The sequence below is a fragment of the Streptomyces sp. NPDC005263 genome (genome assembly GCF_042872365.1).
GTDB lineage: Bacteria > Actinomycetota > Actinomycetes > Streptomycetales > Streptomycetaceae > Streptomyces.
On record NZ_JBIAKJ010000002.1, the window covers coordinates 406,796 to 430,920 of the forward strand.

The 24,125-nt window shown below is 69.4% G+C and carries 19 protein-coding genes and 2 tRNA genes; 18 read left to right on the forward strand and 3 right to left on the reverse strand.

Annotated features, from left to right (window positions below):
- Window positions 1-88: 88 nt before the first annotated feature.
- Genes ACFYRY_RS09170 through ACFYRY_RS09180 form a run of 3 tightly spaced genes read left to right on the forward strand, consistent with a single transcriptional unit; the run spans window position 89 to window position 3,803 of the window.
- Entirely contained in the window at window positions 89-847 is a 759-nt protein-coding gene (locus tag ACFYRY_RS09170; protein WP_389141787.1) for an ABC transporter ATP-binding protein, read from the forward strand.
- Window positions 847-3,309: an ABC transporter permease gene (locus tag ACFYRY_RS09175; RefSeq protein WP_389141789.1), complete on the forward strand. Its 2,463-nt coding sequence runs from the start codon at window positions 847-849 to the stop codon at window positions 3,307-3,309. The genes ACFYRY_RS09170 and ACFYRY_RS09175 overlap by 1 nt, the downstream gene beginning before the upstream one ends.
- On the forward strand, window positions 3,306-3,803 hold the full coding sequence (locus ACFYRY_RS09180) for an HD domain-containing protein (RefSeq protein ID WP_389141791.1): 498 nt from the start codon (window positions 3,306-3,308) through the stop codon (window positions 3,801-3,803). The genes ACFYRY_RS09175 and ACFYRY_RS09180 overlap by 4 nt, the downstream gene beginning before the upstream one ends.
- Before the next feature lie 13 nt (window positions 3,804-3,816).
- Here ACFYRY_RS09180 and ACFYRY_RS09185 read toward each other — a convergent pair whose 3' ends face one another.
- Entirely contained in the window at window positions 3,817-4,971 is a 1,155-nt protein-coding gene (locus ACFYRY_RS09185) for an acyltransferase family protein (RefSeq protein WP_389141793.1), read from the reverse strand.
- 617 nt (window positions 4,972-5,588) lie between these two features.
- Between ACFYRY_RS09185 and ACFYRY_RS09190 the strand changes: the two genes are divergently transcribed.
- Entirely contained in the window at window positions 5,589-5,783 is a 195-nt protein-coding gene (locus tag ACFYRY_RS09190) for a hypothetical protein (RefSeq protein WP_356771106.1), read from the forward strand.
- 189 nt (window positions 5,784-5,972) lie between these two features.
- On the opposite strand, the gene ACFYRY_RS09195 is transcribed toward ACFYRY_RS09190, so the two are convergent.
- Window positions 5,973-6,046, reverse strand: a tRNA-Gly gene (locus ACFYRY_RS09195).
- A gap of 129 nt (window positions 6,047-6,175) precedes the next feature.
- Here ACFYRY_RS09195 and ACFYRY_RS09200 point away from each other — a divergent pair.
- The 5 genes from ACFYRY_RS09200 to clpX all read left to right on the forward strand — a co-directional run bounded on the left by ACFYRY_RS09200 (window position 6,176) and on the right by clpX (window position 11,092).
- Window positions 6,176-6,252: transfer RNA gene (locus ACFYRY_RS09200), tRNA-Pro, on the forward strand.
- Between the two features lie 213 nt (window positions 6,253-6,465).
- Window positions 6,466-7,890 carry a trigger factor gene (gene tig / locus ACFYRY_RS09205; RefSeq protein ID WP_389141795.1) on the forward strand — a complete coding sequence of 475 codons (1,425 nt, stop codon included), beginning with the start codon at window positions 6,466-6,468 and terminating at the stop codon, window positions 7,888-7,890.
- A 385-nt stretch (window positions 7,891-8,275) separates the two neighbouring features.
- Window positions 8,276-8,884 carry an ATP-dependent Clp protease proteolytic subunit gene (locus ACFYRY_RS09210; protein ID WP_389143684.1) on the forward strand — a complete coding sequence of 203 codons (609 nt, stop codon included), beginning with the start codon at window positions 8,276-8,278 and terminating at the stop codon, window positions 8,882-8,884.
- Window positions 8,885-8,953: 69 nt separating this feature from the next.
- Window positions 8,954-9,634: an ATP-dependent Clp protease proteolytic subunit gene (locus ACFYRY_RS09215; RefSeq protein WP_356771102.1), complete on the forward strand. Its 681-nt coding sequence runs from the start codon at window positions 8,954-8,956 to the stop codon at window positions 9,632-9,634.
- 171 nt (window positions 9,635-9,805) lie between these two features.
- Window positions 9,806-11,092, forward strand: a complete 1,287-nt coding sequence (gene clpX / locus ACFYRY_RS09220) for an ATP-dependent Clp protease ATP-binding subunit ClpX (protein WP_356771100.1) — start codon at window positions 9,806-9,808, stop codon at window positions 11,090-11,092.
- Window positions 11,093-11,164: 72 nt separating this feature from the next.
- Here clpX and ACFYRY_RS09225 read toward each other — a convergent pair whose 3' ends face one another.
- Entirely contained in the window at window positions 11,165-12,157 is a 993-nt protein-coding gene (locus ACFYRY_RS09225) for a hypothetical protein (protein ID WP_389141798.1), read from the reverse strand.
- A gap of 136 nt (window positions 12,158-12,293) precedes the next feature.
- On the opposite strand from ACFYRY_RS09225, the gene ACFYRY_RS09230 reads away from it, so the two are divergent.
- The 9 genes from ACFYRY_RS09230 (at window position 12,294) to rodA (ending at window position 24,094) form a co-directional block, all read left to right on the forward strand.
- Window positions 12,294-14,918 (forward strand): valine--tRNA ligase, encoded by a 2,625-nt coding sequence (locus tag ACFYRY_RS09230; protein WP_389141800.1) that lies wholly within the window; start codon window positions 12,294-12,296, stop codon window positions 14,916-14,918.
- 155 nt (window positions 14,919-15,073) lie between these two features.
- Window positions 15,074-16,573, forward strand: a complete 1,500-nt coding sequence (locus ACFYRY_RS09235; RefSeq protein ID WP_389141802.1) for a bifunctional folylpolyglutamate synthase/dihydrofolate synthase — start codon at window positions 15,074-15,076, stop codon at window positions 16,571-16,573.
- 9 nt (window positions 16,574-16,582) lie between these two features.
- Entirely contained in the window at window positions 16,583-16,939 is a 357-nt protein-coding gene (locus ACFYRY_RS09240; protein ID WP_389141804.1) for a DUF4233 domain-containing protein, read from the forward strand.
- Between the two features lie 64 nt (window positions 16,940-17,003).
- Window positions 17,004-17,417 carry a nucleoside-diphosphate kinase gene (gene ndk / locus ACFYRY_RS09245; protein ID WP_356771090.1) on the forward strand — a complete coding sequence of 138 codons (414 nt, stop codon included), beginning with the start codon at window positions 17,004-17,006 and terminating at the stop codon, window positions 17,415-17,417.
- 270 nt (window positions 17,418-17,687) lie between these two features.
- Window positions 17,688-18,707, forward strand: a complete 1,020-nt coding sequence (locus ACFYRY_RS09250) for a rod shape-determining protein (protein WP_123999956.1) — start codon at window positions 17,688-17,690, stop codon at window positions 18,705-18,707.
- Window positions 18,708-18,885: 178 nt separating this feature from the next.
- Window positions 18,886-19,833 (forward strand): rod shape-determining protein MreC, encoded by a 948-nt coding sequence (gene mreC / locus ACFYRY_RS09255; protein ID WP_389141806.1) that lies wholly within the window; start codon window positions 18,886-18,888, stop codon window positions 19,831-19,833.
- Window positions 19,834-19,845: 12 nt separating this feature from the next.
- Window positions 19,846-20,526, forward strand: a complete 681-nt coding sequence (mreD, locus tag ACFYRY_RS09260; RefSeq protein ID WP_389141808.1) for a rod shape-determining protein MreD — start codon at window positions 19,846-19,848, stop codon at window positions 20,524-20,526.
- Window positions 20,527-20,642: 116 nt separating this feature from the next.
- Window positions 20,643-22,898: a penicillin-binding protein 2 gene (gene mrdA, locus ACFYRY_RS09265; protein ID WP_389141810.1), complete on the forward strand. Its 2,256-nt coding sequence runs from the start codon at window positions 20,643-20,645 to the stop codon at window positions 22,896-22,898.
- Window positions 22,895-24,094, forward strand: coding sequence for a rod shape-determining protein RodA (gene rodA, locus ACFYRY_RS09270; RefSeq protein WP_389141812.1), 1,200 nt, complete (start codon window positions 22,895-22,897; stop codon window positions 24,092-24,094). The genes mrdA and rodA overlap by 4 nt, the downstream gene beginning before the upstream one ends.
- Window positions 24,095-24,125: the final 31 nt, after the last annotated feature.

The following is a 24,125-nucleotide window of genomic DNA, read 5'->3' on the forward strand; positions in this document are numbered from 1 at the left end:
CCCTCATGGTGGGCGCCCCTCCCCGGTCCGTACGTTCGAGACATCACCACCGTGATGCTCCACAGACGACCGACCGGAGGGCAAGCGCATGGCAGGCGAATGGGCCGTAGAACTGCACGGAGTGTCCCGGCGCTACGGCCGCGGACGTAACGCGGTCCACGCCCTGCGCGGCATCGACCTCACCCTCCGGCACGGCAGCTTCACCGCCGTGATGGGCCCCTCCGGCTCCGGCAAGTCCACGTTCCTCCAGTGCGCGGCGGGCCTCGACCGCGCCACCGCCGGCACCGTCCGTCTCGGCGGCACCCAGATCACCGGCATGCGCGAGAACAAGCTCACCGCGCTGCGCCGCACCCGCCTCGGCTTCGTCTTCCAGGCCTTCAACCTGCTCCCGTCCCTGACGGTCGAGCAGAACGTCGTGCTGCCGATGCGGTTGGCCGGCCATCGCCCCGACCGTCGCCGCGCCGCCGAGGTGCTCGCCCAGGTCGGTCTCGCCGACAAGGCCCGCCGACGCCCCGGCCAGCTCTCCGGCGGACAGCAGCAGCGCGTCGCGATCGCCCGCGCCCTCGTCACCCGCCCCGACGTGATCTTCGCGGACGAGCCGACCGGTGCCCTGGACACCACGACGGCCGCCGAGATCCTCGCCCTGCTCCGGCAGGCCGTGGACACCCAGGGCGCCACCGTCGTCATGGTCACCCACGACCCGGCGGCCGCCACCTGGGCGGACCGGGTCCTGTTCCTGGCCGACGGCGAGATCGCCGACCACCTCGACCGCGCCCCGGCGGACCGGATCGCCGCCCGCATGACGGCCCTCACCGTCCCGGCGCCCTACGACCGAACGGCGGCGTGATGTTCGCACCCAACGGCCTCGCCCGTGCCGCCGTCCGGTTCCGCCCCGCCGCGTTCGTCGGCACGCTGGTCGCGCTCGTGCTGGCCGCGGCGATCGTCTCGGCCTGCGGCGTCCTCCTGGAGACCGGCGCCCGTGCCACCGTCCCGCCCCAGCGCTACGCCGGCGCCCCCGTGGTGGCCGCCGCCGACCAGCGGGCCCACTACGGCCACGGCGACAGCGCGGACAGCGAGCCACTCCCGGACCGCGCCCGCCTCGACGTCTCCCTGGTGACGAAGGCCGCCTCGGCCCCCGGCGCCCGCACGGCCGTCGCCGACGTGACCTTCCCGGCCCGGGACCCGCGCGGCGCCCGCACCGCCCACAACTTCTCCTCCACCGTCTTCACCGGCGAACACCTCACCGAGGGCCGCGCCCCGCACCCCGGCGAAGTGGCCCTCCCGCACGGCACGGTGGGCGACCACATCACCCTCACCACACCCGACGGCACCCGCGCCTACCGCGTCTCCGGCACCACCGGCACCAACACCACCACCGCCACCGGCGCCGACGGCACCGGCCAGGACGCCGTCTGGTTCGCCGACTCCGAAGCCCTACGGGTCTCCGGCCACCCCGGCCGCGTGGACGCCGTCGCCGTACTGCCCAGGCCCGGGGTGACCGCCCGGACCCTCGCCGCCCAGGTGGCCCACGCCCTCGGCGACCGCGCCCAGGTCCACACCGGCGACGACCGGGGCACCGTGGCCGACCCCACCCTCGCCGAGGCCCGCGAGACCCTGATGGGAATCGGCGGCTCCTTCGGCGGCGTCGCGACCGCGGTCGCGATGTTCACCGCGGCCGGCACGGTCGCCCTCGCGGTCGGCCAGCGCGCCCGCGAGTTCGCGCTGCTGCGCGCCGTCGGAGCCACCCCGCGCCAGATCCGTCGCACGATCGCCACCGAGACCCTGCTGATCGCCCCGCTCGCGGGCGCGGCCGGCTGTCTTCCCGGAATCGCCCTGGCCCGCTGGTGGTTCGGGCAGCTGCGCGACAGAGGCGCGATCCCCGACGCCGTCGAACTGTCCGTCTCCTGGATCCCACTGGTCGTCGCCGTCGGCGCCGTGCTCGTCACCGCCCTCCTGGCCGGCTACACGGCCGCGCATCGCAGCTCCCGCGTCAAGCCGGGACAGGCACTGGGCGAGGCGGCCGTGGAGCGACTGCGGGTGGGCTGGATCCGGATGCCGCTCGGGATCGCCGCCGCGGTCGGCGGATTCGTCTGCGCGGGCCTGGCCGCCTCGACGACCGGTGAGGACGCGGCCAACGCGGCGCTCGGCATCGTGATGCTGTTCATGCTGGCGGTTGCCCTGCTCGGCCCGCTGGTCGCGCGGGTCTGCGCGGCCCTGTTCGGGCTCCCGCTGCGCGGCGCGGGCGCCCCCGCCGCCCTGGCCGCCGCCAACTCCCGTACGAACGCCCGCCGACTGGCGTCCGCGATCACCCCGATCGTCCTCGCCATGGCCTTCTCCTCGGTGCTGGTCTTCATGCACACCAGCGAGGAGCGGGTCACCGCACGGCAGCAGGAGGCGGGCATCCTCGCCGACCACATCGTCACCGCGGACCCGGGCCTGCCCCCGGACGCCGTACGACGGGCCGCCGGCGCCCCCGAAGTCACCGCCGCCGTCGGCCTGTTGAAGACCTCGGTGCTGGTCCCCGCCTCGGGCGGTGCGATCACGGCGGTGTCCGCGCAGGGCGTCACGGGGTCCGCCCGCGACCTGGCCGCCGTACAGGATCTGGACGTACGACGTGGCCAACTGTCCCTGAAACGGGGCGAGGCGGCCGTCGACGCCGCCGTGGCCGACAACGCGAACGTCGACGTCGGCGACCGGATCCTGGTGCGCCTGCCCGACGGCACCAGGGCAGAGCCGCGGATCGTGGCGACCTACGGACGGGGTCTGGGTCTGTCCCAGGTCACGATGAGCCGCGCCGACCTCGCCACCCACGTCACCTCCGCCTACGACACCGAGCTGTGGACCAAGGGGGGTACGGCGGCCGGTCTGGGCGCCCTCGGCACGGTCCTGGACCGCGCCGACCACACGGCCGCCCTGTCGGTGGACCGGGAGCTCAACGCCTGGGCGAACACGGTCATGGCGGCCGTCCTCGGCGGGTTCGCGGCCGTCGCCGCGGTCAACACCCTGGTGATGACGGTGCTCGACCGCCGCGACGAACTCGGCACGCTGCGCCTGATCGGCTCCACCCGCCGCCAGGTCATGCACATGGTCCGCTGGGAGGCCCTCCTGGTCGTCCTCGCGGGCATCGTCCTCGGCACGGCGATCGCCCTCGCCACACTGATCCCGATGACGAAGGGGCTGACCGGCCAGGGACCGTACATCCCGCCCCTGGTCTACGGCGCCTTCGCCGGCACGATCGTCCTGCTCGGCCTGACGGCGGCCACCCTCCCGGCCCGCGCGGCCCTGCGCGCCGACACACTGGACGCATGACGGACACTCCACAGCCCTCGATCCCCGCTCCGCAGCCGCTGACGTTGGGAGAGGTCGAGGCCATCGCACGCGCCGCCCACTCGGGCCAGCGCGACAAGGCAGGCCGGCCCTACGCCGAACACCTGCGGGCCGTCGCGGAAGGGGTACGCGCACGGGGCGGCGACGAGGAGCAGATCGCGGCGGCCTGGCTGCACGACAGCGTCGAGGACGACGCGCTCTCCGACGGATGGCTGGAGGAGGCGGCCCTCAGCCGCCGTACGAAGGACATCGTGCGCGCGGTCACCAAGCGGGCCGCGGAGCCGCCCGAGGCGTACGCCCGGCGCGTTCTCGCCACCCCCGGCGCCCTGTTGGTGAAGGAGGCGGACCTGGCCCACAACGCGGACCCGGCCCGCCTCGCGGTGCTGGACGAACCCACCCGCACACGACTGACCGAGAAGTACACGCGGATGCGTGCGCTTCTCGGCCTGGTCGCTGACGGCGGTGAGCTCCGGTGACGAGTGGTCGCGCCTAGGCGCTGACCTTCTCGCGCTCGCGCACGCCCGTCTCGTTCTTCTTGTCGTTCTTCTCGCGCCCCCGCGCCACTTCGGCCGCGTCCCGCTTGAAGGCCCAGTCCATCGTCGGTTCCATCGCGAACCGGAAGACCCGGCGCACCGGCGCGGTGCACAGCAGGGTCACGACGGCCGCCGCGAGGACACTCACGAAGATCTCGCCGAGCGGCCGCTCCATCCAGGCGTGGTCGAACCAGCCCCAGAAGTCGCCGCCCTTGATCAGGAAGCCGTGCAGCAGGTAGCCGTACAGCGTGCCCGCGCCCAGTGCCGTGAACCACATCCGGCGGCCCGGCACCCAGGCGAAGAAGCAGGCGGTCAGCAGCAGCGAGCAGCCGAACAGCGCGAGGATCATGACCGGTCCGGACCACCAGGGCGCGGCCATGTCCTGAGCGGCGTCACGGTGGTAGAACCACGACGTGTTCATACGGGGCACCGCCCACCAGCCGACCACCAGCGCGGCCGCGACCACCGGCACCGACACGATCCGCATCGAACGCCGGCGCACCAGTTTGAAGTGCTCGGGCTTCATGCACAGGCCGAGCACGAAGAACGGCAGGAACTGCAGCACCCGCTGCAAGTCCAGGTCGTCGCCGATCTCGGGCGAGGCGGACGCCAGCATGGCGATGCCGAGAGCGAGCGGCAGCGGCCACCGCACCATCTTCCAGATCGGCGTGGTCATCCGCCAGATGAACAGCGCGCACAGGAACCAGGTCAGGTACCAGGGGTCCAGCAGGCTGATGTCCTGGCCCGGCGAGTGATCGAAGTAGCGCTTGAACAGGGAGTAGGCCGTCTCGAAGACGACGTACGGCACCACCACGCCGGTGATCAGGCGTTTGAGCTGATCGGAGCGCATGGCGAAGCTGCGCGAGAAGTACCCGGAGATGATGATGAACGCCGGCATGTGGAAGGAGTACACGACCGTGTACATGGCCTCCAGGATCCGGCTGTCGCCCTTGAGGGGCTCCCAGGAATGGGCCACGGCGACCAGCACGATCGCCAGATACTTCGCGTTGTCGAAGAACGCGTCGCGTTGCTTGGCTCCGGGCTTGCCACCGGCGGCGGCCCGGGGCGGGGCCGGTTCGCGGTGGCCCTGCGGCGTGCGCGGGCTCGGCACTCCGTCCGCCGACGACTGTGCCGGAGGGAGTGGAGATCGGTTCTGGCCGTGCGGTCGCAGCGGGTTCGTCACAGGGACCTCGCTGCGCGGGCGGGGGACGAGGCGGCGTGGAACATCTGAGGCACCCTAGCCTTGGCTGTGCGTATTCGTAAAATTCCCGACGTCATTCCTGGTTAATGGCTTCGCCTACCCGCGTTTTCCGGAAGTCGACATTCCTGTCCACGTGAGGACCGACACACGCTGAATATGAGGCCAGGGCGTCATAGGTGCCGCACTTGTCACGATTCATCCATACTAAATGGTGCATTATCGGCATGCCGCGTAGGTCGCCGGCCTCCCGGTGGATGAAATTCGAATCACCTGCGAACGCGGTGTGTGGACACGGAAACGATCCAGTCTGAATTACCTGCGGGGAGACCCCGTCGAATTGCTGTGCGAAGACCCCTGGTGAAGCCCCTGCGGGCCCACGGGCACGGGAAGATCCCGGGCGGCCTTGGCCAACGTTGGGTCACGTGCCGCATATGCGGGCCCCGTTGGTGGCACGATGGTTCTGGCGGGGGTGTGAGGGGCTGCACCCCCGGGCCGGGAGAGCGGACCGATCGAGGGTGTGATCAGTTGTGGCCATTTCGCTGTCAGTGGTGCTGCTGTTGGCGATCATCTTGGTGGTGTTGATCAGGGGAGGCTCAATCAAGGCCGGCCCCGCCATAGTCGCGGTGCTGTTCGGCTTCTTCCTCGCCTCGACCGGCATGGCCGACGACATCCAGCGGTTCCTGAACTCGATAGCGGAGACCATCAACTCGATCCAGTTCTAGGCGCGGCCGCTCATGGTCGCCGTCGAACCGTGCTCGAAACAGTGGACGCCGCGGACGCCGCGCCGCAGGGCACGACAAAGGCCTCCGGCCCGCTCCTCGCAAGGAATGGGCCGGAGGCCTTTGTCGACGACCGCGGAAACGACGAGGGCCAGGTGGAGGAATGATCCTCTGACCTGGCCCTACGTCATGTGGAGCGGGCGACGGGAATCGAACCCGCGTAGCTAGTTTGGAAGACTAGGGCTCTACCATTGAGCTACGCCCGCACAGCGCGCACCGCAGGTCGGCGACCGCGGCACACAGGCATCGTAGCGGGTCGTACCCCTTCGACGCACACCCTGTTAATGCGGCGGCCATGCTGCCTGTGGGCATGTACCCTACGTGTCGCACCAGCACGGGGTGTGGCGCAGCTTGGTAGCGCGTCCGCTTTGGGAGCGGAAGGCCGTGGGTTCAAATCCCGCCACCCCGACCACTGATCGGCCGTCCCCGGCCTGTCGTCGGCCACTCGCGCGGTCATGTCCGTGAGCGCGTTCCGTGATCGCCTTTGGGGCGTGTCGCCGCTGCCGTTACTATGCAAGCTGGTCGCCCGTGTGTCTCTCCTTATGAAGTCCTCCGGGCGGCGAATCCGCCGGTGCCGTTCTGGCCCCGGCAGAACCCAAGCAGTCAGCCACAAGGAGACCGAACCGTGAAGAGCGCCGTGGAGACCCTGAACCCGACTCGGGTTCGGCTCACTGTCGAGGTGCCCTTCGAGGAGCTCAAGGACAGCCTCGACGCGGCGTACAAGAAGATCAACCAGCAGGTCACGGTGAAGGGCTTCCGCAAGGGCAAGATCCCGGCCCGCGTCATCGACCAGCGGTTCGGTCGTGGCGCCGTGCTCGAGGAGGCCGTCAACGACGCGCTTCCGAAGTTCTACACCGAAGCGGTCAACGAGGCCGAGCTCAACGTGCTGGGCCAGCCCGAGGTCGACATCACCGAGCTGAAGGACGGCGAGACGCTGAACTTCACCGCCGAGGTCGACGTCCGCCCTGCCCTGGAGATCCCGGACTACTCCGGCATCGAGGTCGAGGTCGACGCGGTCGAGGTCAGCGACGAGGACGTCGACAAGGCCCTCAGTGAGCTGCGTGAGCGCTTCGCGTCGACCTCCCCGGTCGAGCGCGCGGCCGAGGACGGCGACGTCGTCACCCTCGACCTGGAGGCCAAGGTCGACGGAGAGGTGCTGGAGGACGGCGTCGCGAGCGGCGTGTCCTACACCATCGGTTCCGGCGAGCTGCTGGACGGCATCGACGACGCCGTGAAGGGCCTGGAGGCCGGTGGCGAGGCCACCTTCACCTCCGAGCTCAAGGGCGGCTCGGCGGCCGGCAAGGACGCCGAGGTCACCGTCAAGGTCACCCAGGTCGCCGCGCGCGAACTGCCTGAGCTGGACGACGAGTTCGCGCAGCTCGCCTCCGAGTTCGACACCCTCGAAGAGGTCCGCGCGGACAGCCGCAAGCGCCTCGAGAACACGAAGCAGTACGACCAGGCCACGCAGGCCCAGGAGCGCGTCCTGGAGAAGCTGCTGGAGCTCGTCGAGGTGCCCGTCCCCGAGAAGCTGCTCGAGGACGAGGTCAACACCCGCAAGCACAACCTGGAGCACCACCAGCTCGGCCAGATGGGCCTCGACCTCGAGAAGTACCTGGAGATCCAGGGCAAGAGCGCCGAGGAGTTCGAGGCCGAGACCCGCGAGGCCGCGGTCAAGGGCATCAAGACCCAGTTCGTCCTCGACGAGCTCGTCAAGCAGGAGAAGCTCAACGTCAGCCAGGAGGAGCTCACCGAGCACCTCATGCGGCGCGCGGCCTCCTCCGGCATGTCCCCCGACCAGTTCGCCCAGGCGGTCGTCGAGGGTGGCCAGGTTCCGATGCTGGTCGGCGAGGTCGCCCGCGGCAAGGCCCTGGCCGCCGTGGTCGAGAAGGCCACCGTCAAGGACACCAACGGCGAGATCGTCGACCTGGACGACGAGGAGGAGGAGACGGAGGCCGTCGAGGCCACCGCCGACTCCACCGAGGACGCCCCGGCCGAGGAGAAGGCCGAGGGCGGCTCCGAGGGCGAGGGCGAGAAGAAGGCCGAGGCCTGATTCCCGCGTCACCTCTGACGTAGGCAGGGGCCCTGGAGCACATCGGCTCCGGGGCCCTTCGCCTTAAGGGGGCCTTACGCCAGGGGCAGCCCGGCCAGGCGCGCGGGGCTGTATCGATGTGCGGCCCCGCCGCAGGGGCGCTCCGACCGACCCCGGCCCGACGACCGCGTCGTCTCCCCGACGAGGCCGCACCGGGCCCCACCGGCGGGCCAGACGCTACGCCCCCGGCGAACACCAGCCTTCCCGGGATTCCCCGAAGGGACCAGCGCGTTAGGGTCCATGAATACGAGGGCAGTGGAGTCCCCGAACGGCTCCAGCCCCGCAGGGAAACGTGAGACGGCCCGGCGCCGTCGTAAGACGAGCAGGTGGATACGTGACGAATCTGATGCCCTCAGCCGCCGGCGAGCCTTCCATCGGTGGCGGCCTCGGCGACCAGGTCTACAACCGGCTGCTCAACGAGCGGATCATCTTCCTCGGCCAGCCGGTCGACGATGACATCGCCAACAAGATCACCGCGCAGCTGCTGCTCCTTGCCGCGGCCGATCCCGACAAGGACATCAACCTCTACATCAACAGCCCCGGCGGTTCGATCACGGCCGGTATGGCGATCTACGACACCATGCAGTTCATCAAGAACGACGTGATGACCATCGCGATGGGCCTCGCCGCCTCCATGGGGCAGTTCCTGCTCAGCGCGGGCACCCCCGGAAAGCGCTTCGCGCTGCCGAATGCCGAGATCCTCATCCACCAGCCCTCCGCCGGTCTCGCGGGCTCCGCGTCGGACATCAAGATCCACGCCGAGCGGCTGCTGCACACCAAGAAGCGCATGGCCGAGCTCACCGCCCAGCACACGGGCCAGACCGTCGAGCAGGTCACCCGCGACTCGGACCGTGACCGCTGGTTCGACCCCGATGAGGCCAAGGAGTACGGCCTCATCGACGACGTCATCACCACGGCTGCCGGCATCCCGGGCGGCGGCGGCACCGGGGCCTGACCGCCCCATGGGGCCGCACCGGCCCCAGCAAGCCCCCAGCCGACCGCCTCAGCCCCTAGGAGACAGACAGTGAACGACTTCCCCGGCAGCGGCCTGTACGACCGCACGCGCGCCGAGTACACGGGCCCCGCGGCCGAGTCCCGCTACGTGATCCCCCGGTTCGTCGAGCGCACCTCGCAGGGCATCCGCGAGTACGACCCGTACGCGAAGCTCTTCGAGGAGCGGGTGATCTTCCTCGGCGTCCAGATCGACGACGCCTCCGCCAACGACGTCATGGCGCAGCTGCTGTGCCTGGAGTCGATGGACCCCGACCGGGACATCTCGGTCTACATCAACAGCCCCGGCGGCTCCTTCACCGCGCTGACTGCGATTTACGACACGATGCAGTTCGTGAAGCCGGACATCCAGACGGTCTGCATGGGCCAGGCCGCCTCGGCCGCCGCCATCCTGCTGGCCGCCGGTACGCCCGGCAAGCGCATGGCGCTGCCGAACGCCCGGGTGCTGATCCACCAGCCCTACAGCGAGACGGGCCGGGGCCAGGTCTCCGACCTCGAGATCGCGGCCAACGAGATCCTGCGGATGCGCGCCCAGCTGGAAGACCTGCTGGCCAAGCACTCCACCACGCCGGTCGAGAAGATCCGCGAGGACATCGAGCGCGACAAGATCCTCACGGCTGACGACGCGCTGGCGTACGGCCTGATCGACCAGATCATCTCCACCCGGAAGATGAACAACGCGTCCGTGCGCTGACACGGAAGCTGTGGCGTCTGCCACCCCTTGGCACGGTGTGACACGCTCCACGTCAAAGTGAACCGCGCCAAGGGGGGCCCGAACGGGGGGCTCGGCAAGGTACCGTCGGATATAAGGCAGCACCAGGAGCCGCTGGACCTAGGCGTCTCCCAGGCGAAGGGGAAGCACACCGTGGCACGCATCGGTGACGGCGGCGATCTGCTCAAGTGCTCGTTCTGCGGCAAGAGCCAGAAGCAGGTCAAGAAGCTCATCGCAGGGCCCGGTGTGTACATCTGCGACGAGTGCATCGACCTCTGCAACGAGATCATCGAGGAAGAACTCGCGGAGACGAGCGAGGTCCGCTGGGAGGAACTCCCGAAGCCCCGCGAGATCTACGAGTTCCTCGAGGGGTACGTGGTCGGCCAGGAGTCGGCCAAGAAGGCGCTCTCGGTAGCGGTGTACAACCACTACAAGCGGGTCCAGGCCGGTGAGAACGGCGGTGCCCAAGGCCGCGACGACGCCATCGAGTTGGCGAAGTCCAACATCCTCCTGCTGGGCCCCACGGGCTCCGGCAAGACCCTGCTGGCCCAGACCCTGGCCCGCATGCTCAACGTCCCGTTCGCCATCGCCGACGCGACGGCGCTGACGGAGGCCGGCTATGTCGGCGAGGACGTCGAGAACATCCTGCTCAAGCTGATCCAGGCGGCGGACTACGACGTCAAGAAGGCCGAGACCGGGATCATCTACATCGACGAGATCGACAAGGTCGCCCGCAAGAGCGAGAACCCGTCGATCACCCGCGATGTGTCGGGCGAGGGCGTCCAGCAGGCCCTGCTGAAGATCCTGGAGGGCACCACGGCCTCCGTTCCGCCGCAGGGCGGCCGCAAGCACCCGCACCAGGAGTTCATCCAGATCGACACGACGAACGTGCTGTTCATCGTGGGCGGCGCCTTCTCGGGTCTGGAGAAGCTCATCGAGTCCCGGGCCGGCGCGAAGGGCATCGGCTTCGGCGCGACGATCCGCTCCAAGCGGGAGCTCGAGGCCAAGGACCAGTTCGAGGACGTCATGCCCGAGGACCTGGTCAAGTTCGGCATGATCCCCGAGTTCATCGGCCGGCTGCCCGTCATCACCTCGGTCCACAACCTGGACCGCGAGGCGCTGCTCCAGATCCTGGTCGAGCCGCGCAACGCGCTCGTCAAGCAGTACGAGCGGCTGTTCGAACTCGACGGTGTGGAGCTGGACTTCGAGCGCGAGGCGCTGGAAGCCATCGCCGACCAGGCGATCCTCCGCCAGACCGGCGCGCGAGGCCTGCGCGCCATCATGGAAGAGGTCCTCCAGGGCGTCATGTACGAGGTGCCGTCCCGCAAGGACGTGGCCCGCGTGGTCATCACCGCCGACGTGGTCCTCTCCAACGTCAACCCGACGCTGATCCCGCGGGATTCGCGGGGCCGGGGTCCGGGCGAGCAGAAGACGGCGTAGCCGAGTCCGGTACGCAGCGGACATGAAGAGGGCCCCGCGCAGGCGGGGCCCTCTTCACATGCCGGGAGCCGGTCAGCTCTTGACGCGGACGTCCTTACGGAGGTCGGCCGCGATCTGCGCCGACTCGTCCATGGAGTACGTCTTGGTGCTCGTGTTCGGCTGGACCACGCCCATCGTGCTGTAGTCCGCCCAGATGCACATGTACACCGTCTGGTCCTTGCCGGTGACGCGGCTCTTGCCCTGGATCTTCTGGCACTTCATCACGGCGCCGTCCAGACCGCTGGGCGAGACGGACTCGGCGTCGCCGACGATCTTGGCGTCGCCGTCCGAGGTGGCGCTCTTCTTCATCTCCGCGAAGGTTCCGTCCAGGGCCTTCTCGGGGTCGGCCACCTTGCCGTAGAAGCCGGAGAAGGCGACGTTCTCGGCGGCTTTCGCCTTCGCCACCGCGCTGGGGTCGCTGGTGTCGATCGACGACATGTCCACGGTCGAGTAGGTGGCCGCGACCTGTGTGGCGTCGGACACCCCGAACGCGGCGAGGTCCTTCGCGTCGTCCGAACTCACCTTCTGCTCCTGCGGGTTGCCCGCACGCGTGTACTTCTCGGACATCAGCTTCGAGGGCGCGCTGAGCTTGTGCGGGCCGTCGTCCTCGAGCCCGCCCCCGCCGCCGCCCCCACCGATCACGAAGTACGCCCCCACGCCGATCGCGGCCACGACCGCCACGGCGCCGATGATGAGCCCCATCTTCTTCTTGCCGCCCCCGGACGCCGGCGGCTGCGGCGCCCCGTACGGGGCCTGGCCGTACGGCTGCTGCTGCCCGTACTGCGGCTGCTGGCCGTACGGGGCTTGCTGACCGTAGGGCTGCTGCGGAGCGCCCTGCGGGGGCTGGCCGTAACCCGGCTGGGCCGGGGGAGTCTGCTGGGGGTATCCGTAGCCGGGCTGCGGGGCCTGCGGCGGCTGGCCGTAGGGACCCGGCTGGCCGTACGGGCCGCCCTGCGGGGGCTGCCCACCGTACGGGCCGGGCTGCTGGGGCTGCCCACCGTACGGGCCCGGCTGGTTGTGACTCATTTCTGGGTTCCCCTCCAGATGCTTATATGTTCCTGACATCCTGGCCCAGAGGGCAGGGGCGGACGGCGGCGGGGCCCCCACCGTTACAGAACAAACGCGTTTCGGGACTGCCCGGTGACACCCCTAAACTGAGCCCGTGACCGAGAACGCTCAGCAGCAGCCACCAGCGCCCGACACCGAACTGCCGACCCAGTACGCGCCGGCCGACGTAGAGGGGCCGCTGTACGAGCGCTGGGTGGAGCGGGGGTACTTCGAGGCCGACGCGAAGAGCGACAAGCCTCCGTACACGATCGTCATCCCGCCGCCGAACGTCACGGGCTCGCTCCACCTCGGGCACGCCTTCGAACACACCCTCATCGACGCCCTGACCCGCCGCAAGCGGATGCAGGGTTACGAGACGCTGTGGCAACCCGGCATGGACCACGCGGGGATCGCGACCCAGAACGTCGTCGAGCGTGAGCTCGGCAAGGAGGGGAAGTCGCGGCACGACCTCGGCCGGGAGGCGTTCGTCGAGCGCGTCTGGCAGTGGAAGGCCGAGTCCGGCGGTCAGATCGGCGGGCAGATGCGCCGCCTGGGAGACGGCGTCGCGTGGTCGCGTGAGCGGTTCACCATGGACGAGGGTCTCTCCCAGGCCGTCCAGACCATCTTCAAGCGGCTCTACGACGAAGAGCTGATCTACCGCGCCGAGCGCATCATCAACTGGTGCCCCCGCTGCCTGACCGCCATCTCCGACATCGAGGTGGAGTACCAGGACGACGACGGCGAGCTCGTCTCCATGAAGTACGGCGACGGGGACGAGACCATCGTCGTCGCCACCACCCGCGCCGAGACGATGCTCGGTGACACGGCCGTCGCCGTCCACCCCGACGACGAGCGGTACAAGCACCTGGTCGGCAAGCTCATCAAGCTGCCGCTGACCGAGCGTTCCATCCCGGTCGTCGCCGACGCGCACGTCGACCCCGAGTTCGGCACGGGTGCCGTCAAGGTCACCCCGGCCCACGACCCGAACGACTTCGAGATCGGCCAGCGTCACGACCTGCCGGCCATCGCGATCATGGACGAGCACGCCGTCATCACCGCCCACGGCCCCTTCCAGGGCCTGGACCGGCTGGAGGCACGTTCCGCCATCGTCGCCGCGCTGCGCGCCGAGGGCCGGATCGTCGCCGAGAAGCGGCCGTACGTCCACTCGGTCGGCCACTGCTCGCGCTGCAAGACGACCATCGAGCCGCGGCTGTCCATGCAGTGGTGGGTCAAGGTCGGTCCGCTGGCGAAGGCGGCCGGCGACGCGGTCCGTGACGGCAAGGTCAAGATCCATCCGCAGGAGATGGAGAAGCGGTACTTCGACTGGGTCGACAACCTGCACGACTGGTGCATCTCACGGCAGTTGTGGTGGGGACACCGGATCCCGGTCTGGTACGGCCCGAACGGCGAGGTCGTCTGCGTCGGCCCCGACGAGGAGGCGCCCACCGGCGAGGGCTGGCGTCAGGACACCGACGTCCTGGACACCTGGTTCTCCTCGGGTCTGTGGCCCTTCTCCACACTGGGCTGGCCCGAACAGACCGAGTCGCTCGCGAAGTTCTACCCGAACTCCGTCCTGGTCACCGGCTACGACATCCTCTTCTTCTGGGTCGCCCGGATGATGATGTTCGGCCTCTACGCGATGGACGGCACCCCGCCGTTCCACACCATCGCCCTGCACGGCATGGTCCGTGACCAGAACGGCAAGAAGATGTCGAAGTCCTTCGGGAACGTCGTCAACCCGCTGGACTGGATGGACAAGTACGGCAGCGACGCCCTCCGGTTCACGCTGGCCCGCGGCGCCAACCCGGGTGTCGACGTCCCGATCGGCGAGGACTGGGTCCAGGGCTCCCGCAACTTCGCCAACAAGATCTGGAACGCGACGCGCTTCGCGCTGATGAACGGCGCGACGGTGGACGGCCCGCTGCCTGAGCCGACCGAGATGTCGGCGACGGACCGCTGGATCCTCTCCCGCCTCAACTCGGTGGTCGCCGAGGTCGACGCGTTCTACGAGGACTACCAGTTCGCGAAGCTCTCCGACGCGCTGTTCCACTTCGCGTGGGACGAGGTCTTCGACTGGTACGTCGAGCTGTCGAAGACCACGTTCCAGGCCGGCGGCCCGGCCGCCGAGGTCTCCAAGCGGGTCCTCGGCGAGGTCCTGGACGTGACCCTGCGTCTCCTGCACCCGGTCGTCCCCTTCGTCACGGAGACCCTGTGGACCACGCTGACCGGCGGTGAGTCCCTCGTCATCGCCGAGTGGCCCGCCGACAGCGGCTTCCGTGACGCGGGTGCCGAGAAGGAGATCGAGACCCTCCAGTCGGTCATCACCGAGGTCCGCCGCTTCCGTGCCGACCAGGGCCTGCAGCCCGGGCAGCGGGTCCCGGCCCGCCTGTCGCTGGACGGTACGGCGCTCGCCCCGCACGAGGCCGCCATCCGACAGCTGCTGCGGCTCCAGCCTGAGGGCGACGCGTTCACCGCCACGGCGACCCTGCCGGTCGCGGGGGCCGAGGTGGCCCTCGACCTCTCCGGCACGATCGACATCGCCGCCGAGCGCAAGCGGCTCGCCAAGGACCTCGCCGCCGCGGAGAAGGAGAAGGCCCAGGCCAACGCCAAGCTCGGCAACGAGGCGTTCCTGGCGAAGGCTCCCGACCACGTCGTGGAGAAGATCCGGACCCGGCTGACCAAGGCGGACGAGGACATCGCCCGGATCGCCGCGCAGCTTGACCGGCTGCCGCGCGCCTGAGGGTTCGCTGAAGCCCCCGGAGCCCAATGCTTCCGGGGGTTTTCGCTTGCCGGGAGTGGGTCGCGCTGCCCGGCGCTCGCGGGGTGCCGCCCGCGCCCACCCGTGCCGCCCCAGCGGCACGACTGCCCGCGGACTGGGTACGTAGACTGGCCCTCGTGAGTGACCTGCCCCCGCATGACGACAGCTCCTTCGACGAGATCATCGAGGCCGAGACCGAGCGGGACCCGGATCTCGCGCTGATCGAGGCCGGCAGCCGTACCCTGCGTACCCAGGGCGGCCCCCCGCAGGCCGACGTGCCCGCGCGGCCCGAGGACCCGGAGGTCGACAGGGCCCTGCGCGAGGTCGAGGCGGACCTCGCCACCCGCTGGGGCGAGACCAAGCTGGAACCGTCGGTCAGCCGGATCTCCGCGCTGATGGACGTGCTGGGGGAGCCGCAGCGGGCGTACCCCTCGATCCACATCACCGGCACCAACGGCAAGACCTCCACCGCCCGCATGATCGAGGCCCTGCTCGGCGCCTTCGAACTGCGTACCGGGCGCTACACCTCCCCCCACGTGCAGTCGATCACCGAGCGCATCAGCCTCGACGGTGCGCCGGTCTCCGCCGAGCGGTTCATCGAGACGTACCAGGACATCAAGCCGTACATCGAGATGGTCGACTCCCAGCAGGAGTACCGGCTGTCGTTCTTCGAGGTGCTCACGGGCATGGCGTACGCCGCCTTCGCGGACGCGCCCGTCGACGTGGCCGTGGTGGAAGTGGGGATGGGCGGCTCCTGGGACGCCACCAACGTCATCGACGGGGACGTCGCCGTCGTCACTCCCATCGACCTCGACCACACCGACCGGCTCGGTGACACGCCGGCCGCGATCGCCACCGAGAAGGCCGGCATCGTCAAGCAGGACGCGACGGTCATCCTGGCGCAGCAACCGGTCGACGCGGCCCAGGTGCTGCTGAAGAAGGCCGTCGAGGTGGACGCCACGGTCGCCCGGGAGGGGCTGGAGTTCGGGGTCGTAGCGCGGCAGGTCGCCGTCGGCGGGCAGCTGCTGACCCTGCGCGGGCTCGGCGGGGAGTACCCCGAGGTGTACCTCCCGCTGCATGGCCCCTACCAGGCGCACAACGCGGCCGTCGCGCTCGCCGCCGTCGAGGCGTTCTTCGGCGTCGGCTCCCAGCGGCCCGAGCCGCTCGACATCGACACCGTCCGCAAGGCCTTCGCCGCGGTCTCCGCACCGGGACGGCTGGAGGTCGTACGGCGGTCCCCGACCGTCGTCCTGGACGCCGCCCACAATCCGGCCGGCGCCCGCGCCACCACCGAGGCGGTCGGGGAGGCCTTCGACTTCAGCCGGCTGATCGGCGTGGTCGGGACCAGCAGTGACAAGAACGTGCGCGGACTGCTGGAGGCCTTCGAGCCGGTCTTCGCGGAGGTCGTCGTCACCCAGAACTCCAGCCACCGGGCCATGGACGCCGACGAGCTCGCCGCGATCGCCGTCGAGGTGTTCGGCGAGGAGCGCGTGCAGGTGGAGCCCCGCCTGCCGGACGCCCTGGAGGCCGCGATCACGCTGGCCGAGGAGGAGGGCGAGTTCGCGGGCGGCGGTGTGCTCGTCACCGGATCCGTCATCACCGTCGGCGAGGCCCGGCTGCTGCTGGGGAAGGGCTGAGACCCGAGAATGCGTACGCTCTGTTCTTCGACCCTGATCGGCGAGTTCTTCGTCATCGGCTTCGCCGGCCTGGTCGCCATGAAGGACCCCGACCTGTCCACGTCGACGGTCTGGACGGTCAGCGGCATCGCCATGTTCCTGAGCCTGCTGCTGTGCGGCATGGTGACCCGCCCCGGCGGTGTCGTCCTCGGCTGGGCCCTGCAGATCGCCCTGATCGCCTCCGGTTTCGTGGTCCCGACGATGTTCTTCATGGGCGCGGTCTTCGCGGCCCTGTGGTGGGCGTCCGTGCACTACGGCAGGAAGATCGACGAGGCCAAGGCCCGCTTCGCGGAGCAGGCCGGGTCCTCCACACCTGACGCTGCGTGACATCCGTACGGACACGCCCTGTAACCTCATCCCACCGCACACCGGCCGTAGAAGGAGCCTTCCCGTGAGCCAGCGCACCCTCGTCCTCCTCAAGCCCGACGCCGTCCGTCGTGGCCTGACCGGCGAGATCATCAGCCGTATCGAGCGCAAGGCCGGCTGGCAGATCACCGCGCTGGAACTGCGCACCCTGGACCAGGACACCCTGGAGCAGCACTACGGCGAGCACAAGGGCAAGCCCTTCTACGAGCCGCTGGTGGAGTTCATGGCCTCCGGTCCGGTCGTGGCGCTGATCGTCGAGGGCGAGCGGGTCATCGAGGGTGTGCGGGCGCTGGCCGGTCCGACCGACCCGATCGCCGCCGCCCCCGGCTCCATCCGCGGCGACTACGGTGTGATCGTGCGGGAGAACCTGATCCACGCCTCCGACTCCGAGGAATCCGCCGACCGTGAGGTGAAGATCTTCTTCCCCGGCCGCGCGTAACACCCACGACGGCCGAAAACGGGAGTCTGGGGGCACCGCCCCCGGACTCCTTGGCATATGCGTCGCCGATCGGGGGAACGGGTTTCCCCGAACGCCCGTCTCCACAAGCGGACGCACACGTCATCTGCTGACAATGGCGGAGACCCTCCCGCGGTGTTCGCGAAGGCGCGTCTACGATGGAAGCCTTCACGTCACTGCGCCCACCTCGCCGACCTGAAAAGCCCTCAAAAAGCTCGTGGGAAGGCCAGAAGAATCCTGATGGGGAACTCAATGTCGTTCATCGGCCGTGACATGGCTGTCGACCTCGGGACCGCCAACACGCTGGTGTACGTCAGGGGTCGCGGGATCGTACTCAACGAGCCGTCCGTCGTCGCGATCAACACCAACACCGGTGGCATCCTCGCGGTCGGCGCCGAAGCGAAGAAGATGATCGGGCGCACGCCCGGCAACATCGTTGCCGTACGTCCGCTGAAGGACGGCGTGATCGCCGACTTCGAGATCACCGAGCGCATGCTCCGCTACTTCATCCTGAAGATCCACAAGCGGCGGTATCTGGCTCGCCCGCGGGTCGTCGTCTGTGTGCCCTCGGGCATCACGGGCGTCGAGCGCCGTGCCGTCATCGAGGCGTCGTCCCAGGCCGGCGCCCGTCAGGTGCACATCATCGAGGAGCCCATGGCCGCGGCCATCGGCTCCGGCCTGCCGGTCCACGAGGCCACGGGCAACATGGTGGTGGACATCGGCGGCGGCACCACGGAGGTCGCGGTCATCTCCCTCGGCGGCATCGTCACCGCTCAGTCCATCCGCGTCGCGGGCGACGAACTGGACAACGCGATCATCCAGCACATCAAGAAGGAGTACTCGCTCCTCCTCGGTGAGCGGACGGCCGAGCAGATCAAGATCACGATCGGTTCGGCGTACGACCTCGACGCTGACGAGCACACCGAAATCCGCGGCCGGGACCTCGTCTCCGGTCTGCCCAAGACCGTCGTCATCTCGGCCGCCGAAGTCCGCAAGGCGATCGAGGAACCCGTCAACGCCATCGTCGACGCGGTCAAGACGACCCTGGACAAGTGCCCGCCGGAGCTGTCCGGCGACATCATGGACCGGGGAATCGTTCTGACCGGCGGCGGAGCGCTGCTGCGCGGCCTCGACGAGCGGCTGCGGCGCGAGACCGGCATGCCGATCCACATCGCCGAGGACCCGCTGGACAGCGTGGCGCTCGGCTCCGGCAAGTGCGTCGAGGAGTTCGAGGCGCTGCAGCAGGTGCTCGACGCCTCGCCGCGCAGATGACGTAACTCTTCGATTCCGCCGTACGAGACGATCGACCTCGTGCGGCGGAATCGTTGATATGGAGGCCTAAGCTCGCCCCTGAGCCCCCGTACACATCGACATCAGAACATCTCAACACCAGAACACCTCAACACCTGAACCTCTGCACATTCCTATGAGGAAGGCACGGCCGCCGCACGTGAGGGACACACGAGAGAGCCGGCTGCTCCTGGTGCTGCTGGTCGCCATCGCGTTCGCGCTGATCACGGTGGACATCCGCGGCGGGGAGGACTCACCGGTCGACGGTGCCCGGCGCGGCGCGGCCACCGTCTTCGGCCCGATCGAGGACGGCATGTCGGCCGCGGTCGACCCGGTCGGCAACGCCGTATCGGCCATCCGTGACTCCGGTGAACGTCACGACCGGCTCGCCGGGCTGGAGAAGGAGAACGCGGCCCTCAAGGCGAAACTCGGCAGCGACGACCGCAACCGCTCCCGACTGACCCAGCTCGACAAGATGCTGAAGCTCGGCGGCGCCGGACAGTACGGCATCAAGGGTGCCGAGGTCATCGCGATAGGAGCGGCCCAGGGCTTCTCCTGGACCGTCACCATCGACGTCGGCGCCAACGACGGCATCAAACGCGACATGACCGTCCTGAACGGGGACGGGCTCGTCGGACGCGTCACCACCGTCGGCCCCGACACCGCCACCGTCCTGCTCGCCAACGACCCCGACTTCACCGTCGGCACCCGCATGGAGGCCAGCGACGAACTCGGGTTCGCCTCCGGGCAGGGCGACCGCCCGCTGCGCGTCGAGCTCCTCAACAGCAAGGCCGAGATCAAGAAGGGCGACCGCCTGGTCACCTTCGGCTCGCAGTCCGACAAGCCCTTCGTGCCCGGCGTCCCGGTCGGTGTGGTCTCCCGCGTCGACCCCTCCGGCGGCGGTCTCACCCGCATCCTCTACGTCACGCCGTACGTCAGCTTCACCAAGCTCGACGTCGTCGGCGTCGTCGTCCAGGCCCCGAAGAAGGACCCGCGCGACACGGTGCTGCCCGCCAAGCCCAAACCGACCCCCACGCCGACCGTGACGGTGACCGTCACGCCGTCCGCGAACGCGCAGGTCGACGGCCAGACCCAGCCTGAGCAGTAGGAGCTGTAACCCATGCGTGTCAACCGGATCCTGCTCTCCTCCGCCTTGGTCGTCGTCGCCCTGGTGGTCCAGGTGAGCGTCCTCGCCCGCCTGCACCTCCCCGGAGCCGTCCCCGACCTGCTGCTGCTCACCGTCCTGGGCCTCGCCATGGTGTACGGCCACGTCGGCGGCGCGCTCGTCGGCTTCGGCGCCGGTCTGCTCGCCGACCTCGCCCCGCCCGCCGACCACGCGGCCGGCCGCTACGCCCTCGTGCTGTGCGTCATCGGCTACCTCGCGGGCCTGGCGAAACCGGACAACGGCCGGCTGAGGTCGGCCACCGGTCCCATGGCCGTGGTGGTCGCCGCCGCCATCGGCACCACCCTGCTGTACGCCGGTGTCGGCGCCCTCGTCGGCGACACCGCCGCCCGCCATGTCGGCCTCCCCAGCCTGCTGTTCACGGCCGCCCTGTACGACCTGCTGCTCGCCCCGTTCGTGGTCCCCGGGATCATGGCCCTGGCCCGGCGCGCCGAGAACGACCCGCTGTCCGAGACCAGCACCGGCGCCGCCAAGACCGCCGACATCTCCTCCGGCTGGCTCTCCTCCGGCACCGGTCTCAAGATCGGCGGTCAACGCGGCGCCCTCGGTGGCCTGAAGACCAGAGCCCGGGCCCGCACCACGCGGGTGGGCCGTATCAAGGGGGTCAAGCGGCTGTGAAGGCGGCGGAGTTCACCCGTACGGGGAAGTTCTGGCGGAACGTGGCCTCACAGGTCGGTCGTTCATCATTCGTACGCGCACACACGTCGGCGCACTGAGAGGGGGCGGCAACCGCAGTGACCAACATCCCCGAGACCGGCCGGACCCCACGGGTCCAGATCCGGCTCGTCGTCATCCAGATCCTCGTCCTCTCCCTGCTCGGCACCCTCGGCGGACGCCTGTGGTACCTCCAGATCCGCGAGGGCGACGCGTACGCCAAGGAGGCCTCCGGCAACCACGTCCAGCAGGTCGTGCAGCCCGCGGTCCGCGGCTCGATCCTGGACGCGCGCGGCGTGCCCCTGGCCGACAACGAGACCCGGCTGGTGGTCTCCGCCTCCCGCACCGACCTGCTGAAGATGAAGGACGACGGCAAGGCCGTCCTCACCAAACTGGCCGGCGTGCTGGGCATGAAGCCCCAGGAGGTCATGGTCAAGGTCCGGCTGTGCGACGCCAAGACCCCCCAGCCCTGCTGGAACGGCTCGCCGTACCAGCCGATCCCCATCACCGACGAGGCCACCGCCAAGCAGGCTCTGCAGATCCGTGAACGCGCCGAGGACTTCCCCGGCATCACCGCCGAGCCGGAGGCCGTGCGCCGCTACGCCGCCCCCGGTGAGGCCAACACCGCCCAGGTCCTCGGCTACCTCTCGCCCGTCACCGACGAGGAGATCACCAAGGCCCAGGACACCGACTCGCCGTTCCTGCGCTCCGACCAGGTCGGCCGCTCCGGCCTGGAGCGCGAGTACGACAAGGAACTGCGCGGCAAGGCCGGCGTCACCCGCTACGAGGTCGACAACCTCGGCCGGGTCATCGGCCAGGCCGAGGCCGACCCCGCGCGGCCCGGCGAGAACCTCGTCACCAGCATCGACGCCCGCGTCCAGCGAGTCGCCGAGTACGAGTTGAACGACGCCATGAAGAAGGCCCGCCAGGAGTGGGACCGCAACACCAACGAGAAGTACAAGGCCGACTCCGGCGCGGTCGTGGTGATGGAGAACAAGACCGGCCGCGTCGTCGCCATGGCGTCCAACCCGACCTACGACCCCAACGCCTGGGTCGGCGGCATCTCCGCCAAGGACTACGCCAGACTCACCGGCAAGAACTCCAACTACCCGCTGCTCAACAGGGCGATCCAGGGTCAGTCCGCGCCGGGCTCCACCTTCAAGGTGATCTCCACGGCGGGCGCCGTCGAGGCCGGCTACGACTTCGACGGCAGCTACCCGTGCACCAGCTCGTACTCGGTCGGCGGTCAGGTCTTCAAGAACTTCGAGTCGGAGAACTTCGGCCCGATCTCCCTCGGCCGCGCCCTCGAGGTCTCCTGCGACACCGTCTTCTACGGTCTGGCCCACAACCAGTGGCAGAAGGACGGCGGCATCAACCCGAAGAAGGGCGAGCCCAAGGACTACTTCTTCAAGGCCGCCCACCAGTTCGGCCTCGGCAAGGAGACCGGCATCGACCTGCCCAACGAGGTCACCGGCCGGGTCCCCGACCGCCAGTGGAAGGAGAACTACTGGAAGGCCAACAAGGACGTCTGGTGCAAGACGGGGAAGAAGGACGGCGACTACGTCCAGAAGATCGCGTACGAGAACTGCCTCGAAGGCAACAAGATGCGCGCCGGTGACGAGATCAACTACTCCATCGGCCAGGGCGACACCCTCGTCACCCCGATCCAGATGGCCACGATCTACTCGGCCATCGCCAACGGCGGCACCCTGCACGACCCGACCGTCGGCAAGGCCGTCGTCAGCGCCGACGGCAAGACCGTCCACGAGATCAAGCCCAAGTCGCACGGCAGGCTGCCGATAAGCCGCCAGACGCTGAGCAAGATGGACGAGGCCCTCGCGGGCGTCGCCACCCGGGGAACCGCCGCCTGGCGGTTCGCGCAGGTCGGCTGGCCGCAGAACAAGATCCCCATGCACGCCAAGACGGGTACCGCCGAGGTCTACGGCAAGCAGACGACGTCGTGGTTCGCCACGTACACCAAGGACTACTCCGTCGTCATGACGATCTCCCAGGGTGGTACCGGCTCCGGAGCCTCCGGCCCGGCCGTCCGCAACATCTACGACGCGCTGTACGGCGTGTCCGACAACGGCACGATCAACCCGAAGAACGCGCTGCTGCCGACCCCGCAGAAGGGCCTGCCCAAGGTCCGCACGGACGGGACGATCACGTCCCCGAAGATCGGGAAGGACCCGGCGAAGGAACAGCGGGCCAGCCAGAAGAGCGCCCCCGAACAGGACCAGACCCAGCAGGCGGCGACCGTGAACCCGCCGACGGCCGGCAACCGGGACACCCGGCGACGGTCGCGCAGGAGGGGAAGCCGGAGGATCCTCACATGACCGGCGTCAACAGCTTCCAGGTCTCCGGTTACGGGCCCGCACGCGCGGGCTGGGCCCGGGTGTTCGCCCGTGACTCCCTCGCCCGCCGGCTGGACTGGCCGATACTGCTGGCGGCCCTCGCGCTCTCCGGCATCGGCTCGCTCCTGGTCTTCTCGGCGACCCGCAACCGCACCGAGATCAACCAGGGCGACCCGTACTACTTCCTGATCCGGCACATCATGAACACCGGCATCGGCTTCGCCCTGATGCTCGGCACGGTCTGGCTCGGCCACCGCGCCCTGCGCACGGCCGTGCCGCTCCTGTACGGCGCCTCGGTGTTCCTCATCCTCATGGTGCTGACCCCACTGGGCTCCACGGTCAACGGCGCCCACTCGTGGATCGTGCTGGGCGGTGGCTTCTCGCTCCAGCCCTCCGAGTTCGTGAAGATCACGATCATCCTGGGCATGGCGATGCTGCTGGCGGCCCGGGTGGACGCGGGCGACAAGCCCTACCCCGACCACCGCACCGTCCTCCAGGCACTCGGCCTGGCCGCCGTACCGATGCTGATCGTGATGCTGATGCCCGACCTCGGGTCGGTCATGGTCATGGTCATCATCGTGCTGGGCCTGCTGCTTGCCTCCGGCGCGTCGAACCGGTGGGTGTTCGGTCTGCTGGGCGCGGGTGCGGCGGGCGCGATCGCCGTATGGCAGCTGCACATCCTGGACGAGTACCAGATCGCCCGGTTCGCGGCCTTCGCCAACCCCAGCCTCGACCCCGCGGGCGTCGGCTACAACACCAACCAGGCCCGCATCGCGATCGGCTCCGGTGGTCTGACGGGCGCCGGGCTGTTCCACGGCTCGCAGACCACGGGCCAGTTCGTGCCCGAGCAGCAGACGGACTTCGTGTTCACGGTGGCGGGGGAGGAGCTGGGCTTCGTCGGCGCGGGCCTGATCGTCCTCCTGCTGGGCGTGCTGCTGTGGCGGGCCTGCCGCATCGCGCGCGAGACGACCGAGCTGTACGGCACGATCGTCGCCGCCGGCATCGTGGCCTGGTTCGCCTTCCAGTCCTTCGAGAACATCGGCATGACCCTCGGCATCATGCCGGTCACCGGTCTGCCGCTGCCGTTCGTGTCGTACGGAGGCTCGTCGATGTTCGCGGTCTGGGTGGCGGTGGGGCTGCTGCAGTCGATCCGGGTACAGCGCCCCATGTCCGCGTAGGTCCACGGGCTGGGCACAGCCGCCGCCCACC